This is a genomic window from Prochlorococcus marinus str. MIT 9314 (assembly GCF_000760035.1).
Taxonomy (GTDB): domain Bacteria; phylum Cyanobacteriota; class Cyanobacteriia; order PCC-6307; family Cyanobiaceae; genus Prochlorococcus_A; species Prochlorococcus_A marinus_B.
Window position 1 is genome coordinate 113,065 of sequence record NZ_JNAO01000001.1, and the last position, 7,828, is coordinate 120,892.

At 33.0% G+C, this 7,828-nt stretch carries 7 protein-coding genes; 4 read left to right on the forward strand and 3 right to left on the reverse strand.

Annotated elements, in window-relative coordinates; all coding sequences use genetic code 11:
- Positions 1-20 precede the first annotated feature (20 nt).
- Positions 21-1,472: a glycogen synthase GlgA gene (gene glgA / locus EU98_RS08075; protein ID WP_032514966.1), complete on the forward strand. Its 1,452-nt coding sequence runs from the start codon at positions 21-23 to the stop codon at positions 1,470-1,472.
- A 12-nt stretch (positions 1,473-1,484) separates the two neighbouring features.
- Positions 1,485-2,858: a UDP-N-acetylmuramoyl-tripeptide--D-alanyl-D-alanine ligase gene (locus EU98_RS08070; protein WP_032514967.1), complete on the forward strand. Its 1,374-nt coding sequence runs from the start codon at positions 1,485-1,487 to the stop codon at positions 2,856-2,858.
- A 1-nt stretch (position 2,859) separates the two neighbouring features.
- Here EU98_RS08070 and glmU read toward each other — a convergent pair whose 3' ends face one another.
- From glmU to aroA, 3 genes are read right to left on the reverse strand one after another with little or no spacing between them, the layout of a single operon-like run.
- Positions 2,860-4,209 carry a bifunctional UDP-N-acetylglucosamine diphosphorylase/glucosamine-1-phosphate N-acetyltransferase GlmU gene (gene glmU / locus EU98_RS08065; RefSeq protein ID WP_032514968.1) on the reverse strand — a complete coding sequence of 450 codons (1,350 nt, stop codon included), beginning with the start codon at positions 4,207-4,209 and terminating at the stop codon, positions 2,860-2,862.
- Positions 4,210-4,234: 25 nt separating this feature from the next.
- Positions 4,235-5,140, reverse strand: a complete 906-nt coding sequence (locus tag EU98_RS08060) for a tRNA (5-methylaminomethyl-2-thiouridine)(34)-methyltransferase MnmD (RefSeq protein ID WP_032514969.1) — start codon at positions 5,138-5,140, stop codon at positions 4,235-4,237.
- Positions 5,141-5,152: 12 nt separating this feature from the next.
- Positions 5,153-6,469, reverse strand: coding sequence for a 3-phosphoshikimate 1-carboxyvinyltransferase (gene aroA, locus EU98_RS08055; protein ID WP_193742979.1), 1,317 nt, complete (start codon positions 6,467-6,469; stop codon positions 5,153-5,155).
- Between the two features lie 128 nt (positions 6,470-6,597).
- Here aroA and EU98_RS08050 point away from each other — a divergent pair, with 128 nt between their 5' ends.
- Both EU98_RS08050 and EU98_RS0108675 read left to right on the forward strand, forming a co-directional pair.
- Entirely contained in the window at positions 6,598-7,326 is a 729-nt protein-coding gene (locus tag EU98_RS08050; RefSeq protein WP_032514971.1) for a 2-phosphosulfolactate phosphatase family protein, read from the forward strand.
- A gap of 30 nt (positions 7,327-7,356) precedes the next feature.
- Positions 7,357-7,828, forward strand: a 472-nt coding sequence (locus tag EU98_RS0108675; RefSeq protein WP_032514972.1) for a nitrilase-related carbon-nitrogen hydrolase, incomplete at its 3' end; no start/stop codon positions are given.

Consider the following 7,828-nt stretch of genomic DNA (forward strand, 5'->3'; position numbering starts at 1 on the left):
ACTTTTTTAAATAATTATCAATGAGAATTCTTCTTGCCGCTGCCGAATGTGCTCCAATGATCAAAGTTGGAGGTATGGGAGATGTGGTTGGTTCGTTGCCTCCATCTTTGATAAAACTTGGTCACGATGTAAGGGTAATAATTCCAGGATATGGAAAATTGTGGAGTCTTTTAGAGGTATCGAATGAGCCAGTCTTTAGAGCAAATACAATGGGCACTGATTTTGCTGTATATAAAGCAAAACATCCCATTCATAATTATGTGATTTACCTAGTGGGTCATCCAACATTTGACTCTGACCAAATATACGGAGGCGAAAATGAGGACTGGCGCTTTACATTTTTTGCCAGTGCCACTGCAGAATTTGCCTGGAATTGTTGGAAACCTCAAGTTCTCCATTGCCATGATTGGCACACTGGAATGATTCCCGTCTGGATGCACCAGGACCCAGAAATTAGTACTGTCTTCACAATTCATAATTTAAAATACCAAGGCCCTTGGAGATGGAAACTTGAAAAAATGACTTGGTGTCCTTGGTATATGCATGGAGACCACACAATGGCTGCGGCAATGTTGTACGCAGATAGGGTCAATGCTGTTTCTCCGACTTATGCAGATGAAATTAAAACCCATGAATACGGGGAAAGCCTCGAAGGATTACTTTGTTACATATCAGGTAAATTACGAGGTATTCTTAATGGTATAGATCTAGATGAATGGAATCCAGCCAAAGATCCAGTTTTGCCAGCTAAATTTAGTATTAAGAATTTAGAAAAGAGGAGTGAAAATAAGAAAATACTTCAGAGAGAAATGGGTCTTGAAGTTAATCCTAAAAAATATCTTTTAGGGATGGTTAGTAGGTTGGTTGATCAAAAAGGAGTTGATTTACTTCTACAAGTTTCAAGAAGACTTTTAGCATATACAGATTCGCAAATAGCTGTTTTAGGAACTGGAGATCGGTTTTTAGAGTCAGGATTATGGCAACTGGCATTAGATTACCCAGGAAGATTTTCAGTATTTCTTACCTATGATGATTCTTTATCAAGGCTTATCTATGGTGGCTCTGATGCATTTTTGATGCCAAGTAGATTCGAACCATGTGGTATTAGTCAACTTCTTGCTATGAGGTACGGCTCGATTCCAATAGTAAGGCGAGTTGGAGGTTTAGTTGACACAGTTTTACCTCATGATCCAGAAAATAATAGTGGTACAGGTTTTTGCTTTGATCGTTTTGAACCTATAGATTTCTATACTTCTTTAGTCAGATCTTGGGAGGCATTCAGGCATAAAGATAGTTGGGAATTACTGCAAAAAAGAGCTATGAGCCAAGAGTTCAGCTGGCAAAGATCGGCACTCGAATACGAAATTATGTACAAAGATGTTTGCGGAATAAAGGAACCCTCACCTGATGTTGCAGAAGTTGAAAAGTTCTCTTACGGACAATCAGCTGATCCATCTTTAAATAAAGGATGACTTAATACTTTAATGGACCTTTATTTGTCAGAATTAAATGCTGTTTTAGGTAATATTAAAAATCTAGACGAGGATAAAAAAAAATTTTTAAATTTTAAAAATATAAGTATTGATAGTAGAACTTTATTTAAAGATGATCTTTTTATAGCTATTAAGGGTAAAAATTTTGACGGACATAGTTTTCTCCCAGAGGTTTTAGAGAAAGGAGTTAAATCAGTAGTTATTAAAGAAGGTATGCAGAAATCACTGCCTTATGATTTTCCTTGTTGGGTTGTCAATGACACTTTAGAAGCATTTCAAAAATTAACATTGCTCAAAAGAAAAAAATTAAATATTCCTTTGGTTGCGATAACTGGTTCAGTTGGTAAAACAACTACAAAAGAAATGATTGGTGAAGTTTTAAAGAAACTTGGAAAAATTAAACTTTCCCACGCAAATTTTAATAACGAGATTGGTGTTGGTCTTACTATTCTTGAGACAGATATGGAAGACAATGTTTTGGTTCTTGAGATGGGAATGAGAGGTCTTGGACAGATCGAAAATTTATCTAAATATAGTGAACCTGATATTGCAGTAATTACTAACATTGGGACAGCCCATATTGGATTATTAGGCTCAAAAAAAAATATTACTCATGCAAAGTGTGAAATTAGTAAGTTTTTAAATCCCGAAGGAGTTGTAATAATCCCAGCAAATGATCCCCTTCTTGAAAGAACTTTAAAAGAATACTGGAAAGGTAGAGTAAAAAAAGTTGAGCTATTAAATATAGAAAATAAGAAGGATAGTTTTAAGAATGATGTTGATTTGCGAGGATTTTATAACACTTTGAATAAAACAATTTTAATTGAAGAAAATACCTTTGAAATTTCATTTGAAGGATTTCACAATGCTTCGAATTTCTTATTTGCTTATGCAGTTGCTAAAGAGCTAGGCATTAATTTTGCAAGTTTTAATAAATTTGATTTTGCAAGTTTAAGTGGAAGGAATAAAATTCTTAAATCAGTAAAAACAACAATATATGATGAATCATATAATGCTTCGCCAGAGTCAGTAAAAGCATGTATTAATAATCTGCTTGAAAAACCGAGAAATAAATTTTTCATATTTGGAAGTATGCAAGAATTGGGTGAAGAATCTGAAAAATTTCATAAAGAAATATTCAAATTAGTAAATAATTCAGAAATAGAAAAATGTTTATTTATTTGCGATAAAAAAAATGAAAAAATTTACACCAACTATTTAAAAGATAAGAAAAAATTTTTAGTTCTTAATAACATAGAAGATGTACCTAAAGAGATAAACAAATCTACAAAAAAAGGTGATTCTATTCTTATAAAAGGAAGCAGATGTTGGCAACTTGAAAAAATTATTGAATTAATTAATTAGATCAGGACTTCTTTCTTTTCCAATTTTTTATATTTACTTGCTTAGTTCTTGAGATTGCTAATGAATTATCTTTGGAGTCTTTTGTGATAACTGAACCAGCTCCAGTTGTAACTGATTCCCCGAGATTAATTGGCGCTACAAAAACTGTATTTGCACCAATACTGGAATTTTTACCAATTTTTGTTTGATGTTTTTTCTGACCATCAAAATTTGCAGTAATAGTACCTGCTCCAATATTTGTAGAGCTTCCAATAATAGAATCGCCAATATAACTTAAATGATTTACTTTAGATTCTTCCTCTAATTTGCTATTTTTGATTTCTACAAAATTACCTATTTTGCTAAAGGAAGATATTTTACAATTAGGTCTTATATGACTATAAGGGCCAATTTTTATAGAATCTATTATCTGAGAAGCATAAACCGTAGAGTTTGAAATTTCACAATTTAATCCCACATTAGAATTCTCAATAAAAGTATTTGGCCCGATAATGCAATGACTATTTATTTTGGTATTTCCTCTTATATGTGTATTAGCCTCTATAATCACATCCTTACCAATTTCAGCTTCTTCACTAATTGAACAACTTGCTTTATTTATGAAAGTTACACCATTCAGCATATGCTTTTCTTTAATTGAATTTTGAATACTTTCCTCGCACTCTGAAAGTTGAATTCTGTTATTAATTCCTTGAAGCTCTCCATTATCCTCTACCTCGAGGCCTAAGGAATTTTTTAGCAAAGATACCGTATCTGTTAAGTAAATCTCTTTTTGATTATTATTACTTTGCAAGGATTTTATTATTGATGACAAGTTATTCCAGTTAAAACAGTAAACACCTGCATTTATTAATGGATTTTCTCTTTCTAGATCATTGCAATCTTTTTCTTCAACAATTCTCTCTATAAAATCGCCATTCGTAAAAACTCTGCCATATCCATGAGGATTTGTTTTCTTAGTAGTAATTAAAGAAACATCAGCATTTTTTGAATCGTGTAAATACAAAAGTCTTTTTAGAGTGCTAGGCCTAATTAGTGGCACATCGCCATTAAGTACCAAAAGTTTTCCTTCATGATTTTTTACTTCTCTACAAAGTATCTGGATAGCATGACCGGTTCCTGATTGAGGTTCTTGAATAACAAAATGAATTTTTTTATCGTTTGGGATTGACTTTTGTACTTCTTTTGATTTGTGTCCAGTAATTACGAAAATTTGATCAGGTTTTAATTCGACACACGAATCAATAACTCTTTGTAGAAGACTTTTGCCAGAAATTTTATGTAAAACTTTTGGCAATGAGCTTTCCATCCTAGTGCCCTTGCCTGCCGCTAATATCGCAACACTTAACATGTTTATTTGAAATCCTTATTTAAATCTAACTCTTAATGGATAACTTCGTCATTCCCCACTTCTCTCTCCATTTATTTGTCGATAATAGATTTGAGAATAATTGCTCATTTAATCTTCTCTTAATTATATCGTCTTCACTTGAGTTTAAATCTTGATCTCTATATGGAATACTAGCTTTGGTTAAGAGATGTTCCTCTTCCATTAAAGATAACTTTTCAAAATTGTAATTAGGTTTCAATTTATTCTTATCGAATTTTGATATTGCGACAGTTCCCTGACTCCAAAAAGTTCTGTTTTTAAAACTTGGCTTAATAGTAAAAATTTCTAATCCAAGATTTCTTAGGGTTTTTCTTACTGCCGCTGAAGAAGAATAAGTTATTAAATAACCCTGAGAATTAAGTTTTTCTGTGACTTTAGATAAAAATTCAATTGTCCATACTTGTGGGCATTTTTGCGGAGAAAAACCATCTAAATAAATCAGATCGAATTTAATAGATGAAGGAATAATGTTGATTGTTTCTCTAGCATCACCCCACAAAACACTGCACTTAAAAAATTGATCCTCAAAGTAATCTTTTCGATAAAGTGATTCAAATATTGTTCTGACTTTTGGATCCCATAATTTAAAAAAAGATTTATTTCTAAGCGAATATTCAAGAGGCTTTTTATCAATCTCCAATGCATACAAATTTAAATATGATTTTTGTTTAGTTAATTCATCTAATAAAGAAGCGGAATTGTATCCTAAACCAAAACATATATCCAAAACATTAAGAGATTTCCCCTTAAATCTTGGCAAATTAGAAGTAGCTGTAAACTTTGACTTTGTTTCATCCAAAGCGCCCAATAAACTATGAAAATTCTCTTGAAAAAACACACTTCTTAAAGTGTAACTACCATCTTTAGTTAAAATTTCTATTAATTCAGACAAAAACTTTTTAGTCTAGTTAGTTAGTTTTGCCAGCTCTTCCCAAAAAGTGGGATACGAGACGCTAGCTGCATCTGCTCTCATGATTTTTGAGGTACCTTTGGCAAGAAGTGAAGCAATAGCAAGACTCATTGCTACTCGATGATCTGTCTCACTGTCTACTTCCGCAGAATGAAATTTTGATTGCCCATTAATAATTAACCCATCCTCTTTTTCTTTTATTTCAGCACCGAATTTTTGTAACTGTCTTGCCATTACTTTTAATCGATCTGTCTCCTTAACTCTTAATTCTTGTGCATCCTTAATTTCAGAAACTCCATTACAAAAACAGGCAGCAACAGTAAGGATAGGAATTTCATCTATAAGTTTTGGTAAAATATCACCTTCAATAGTGAATGATCTTAAATTAGTTGAAGTCTTTACTTTAATAGATCCAATAGGTTCACCTGCAATAGTCGATTTGTCTAAAATCTCGTAATCACACCCCATTGAATCCATTACATTTAAAATCCCTATTCTAGTGGGATTAAGTCCGACATTCTGAATTAAAACCTCTGAATTTGGAACAATAGATGCAGCAATCATCCAAAAAGACGCAGAGCTTATGTCTCCAGGAATCAATATTCTCTGGCCAATTAAGTCCCCCCCTGACTTGATTACTATATTCCTTCCTAATTCTCCTCTGATACTGATGTCTGCTCCAAATGCTTTTAACATTCTTTCAGTATGATCTCTTGAAGATGCTGGTTCAATAACAGAAGTGGTTCCAGCAGCTTTTAGGCCAGCCAATAGGATTGCAGATTTTACTTGAGCACTCGCTACAGGGGTTCCTATAACACACCCTTTTAATTTATTCCCATCAATTGAGATTGGAGCTTTGTTTCCTTTTTCTCTACCAAAAATTTTGCCACCCATCAACGATAACGGTTTGCCCACTCTCCCCATTGGCCTTTCATTAAGAGAAATGTCACCTGTTAAGATGAAATTCTTGCCTTCTTGACCAGCAAGTAACCCCATTAATAATCTCATGGTGGTTCCCGAATTCCCACAATTTAGAATTTCTTTGGGCTCTTTAATTCCATCAAGACCTAATCCTGAAATTGTAAAAGGCTCATTTTTCTTTATTTCTGGTATATTTACACCTAACTTTCTTAGACAATCAGCAGTTGAAAGTGGATCTTCAGAATGTAAGAACCCCTCAATAGTCGTCTCACCCTTAGCAATACTTCCAATTATTAGAGCTCTATGAGAAATAGATTTATCTCCAGGGACTTTTACTTTTCCTTTTAAATTTACTCCACCTTTTATTGTGCGGATATTATTCATTTTCAAATTAATGACTTGATAAGATTTATGTAAAAACAAATTAGTTTTATATTATCAATAAGTTTGTTTTTAAAAAAAAAATAATCAAATTAAGTAACTGTTTTCTATAATAAATTAAGAAAAAGGTTTTAATTATTAATCTTACTTATTTTCACGTTGCAAAGGATGTTCCTGAAAATAATCCAGACATTGCAGTGGTCATTGATGTTTTAAGAGCTACAACTACAATTTCTTGGGCTTTAAAAAATGGAGCTGATTCAATACAAGTTTTTGCAGATCTAGATTTATTAAAAGAATCTGCAATTAAGTGGCAAGCTGAGAAGAGACTAATGCTTGGAGAGAGAGGTGGAAAAAAGATTGAGGGCTTTGATTTAGGAAATTCTCCTTTATCAGTTACAAAAAAAGTTGTTAATGGTAAAAGATTATTTATGAGTACGACTAATGGGACTAAATCATTGCAAAAAGTTCAAAATGCTAAGCATCTATTTGCTATGGGTCTCCCAAATAGAAAAGCAGTTGCCGAAAAAATCATTTCATTAAAGAGTAAAAATGTTTTAATACTTGGTAGTGGTTGGGAAGGCACTTATTCACTTGAGGATTCTTTAGCTGCTGGTGCTTTGGCCTCATATCTAAAACAAAACTGTGATTTCGAAATTAATATTATGAATGACGAATTACAATCTGCTTTGGCGCTTTGGGATGTCTGGAAAAATGATATTTTGAAATGTTTAAAAACTGCAACCCATGGCAAAAGATTGACAAGTCTTGGAGATTATGAGGATGATTTTAAATGTTGCTCTGAACTTGATTGCTTAGATATTGTTCCAGCTCAAGTTGAAAGAGGTGTGATTCGTGCCTCATGATTTACGAATTGGTTCATTAGGAGTAAAGTCTTGACTGATTTTTTAGTAGCTGCACTGCAAATTACAAGTACTTCAAATGTTGAAGCAAATTTTACTGAAGCAGAAGAACAGATTGAATTAGCTGCTAGAAGAGGCGCTGAGTTAATAGGATTGCCTGAGAATTTTGCTTTTTTAGGGGGAGATGATGAAAAACTTAGATTAGCTTCTGAATTGTCAGAGAAGTGTGCAAATTTTCTAAAAACTATGTCACAAAGATATCAAGTATTTCTTTTGGGAGGAGGGTATCCTGTCCCTGCTGGTGATGATAGTCATACTTTTAATAGGTCAGCCTTATTTGGGAAAGACGGACAAATTTTGGCAAAATACGATAAGATTCATTTGTTTGATGTTGATCTGCCAGATGGAAATTTATATAAGGAATCATCAACTATTTTATCTGGAGCAGAGTATCCACCTGTTGTAGATGTCCCAGGTTTATGCAAAATAGGATTGTCGATTTGTT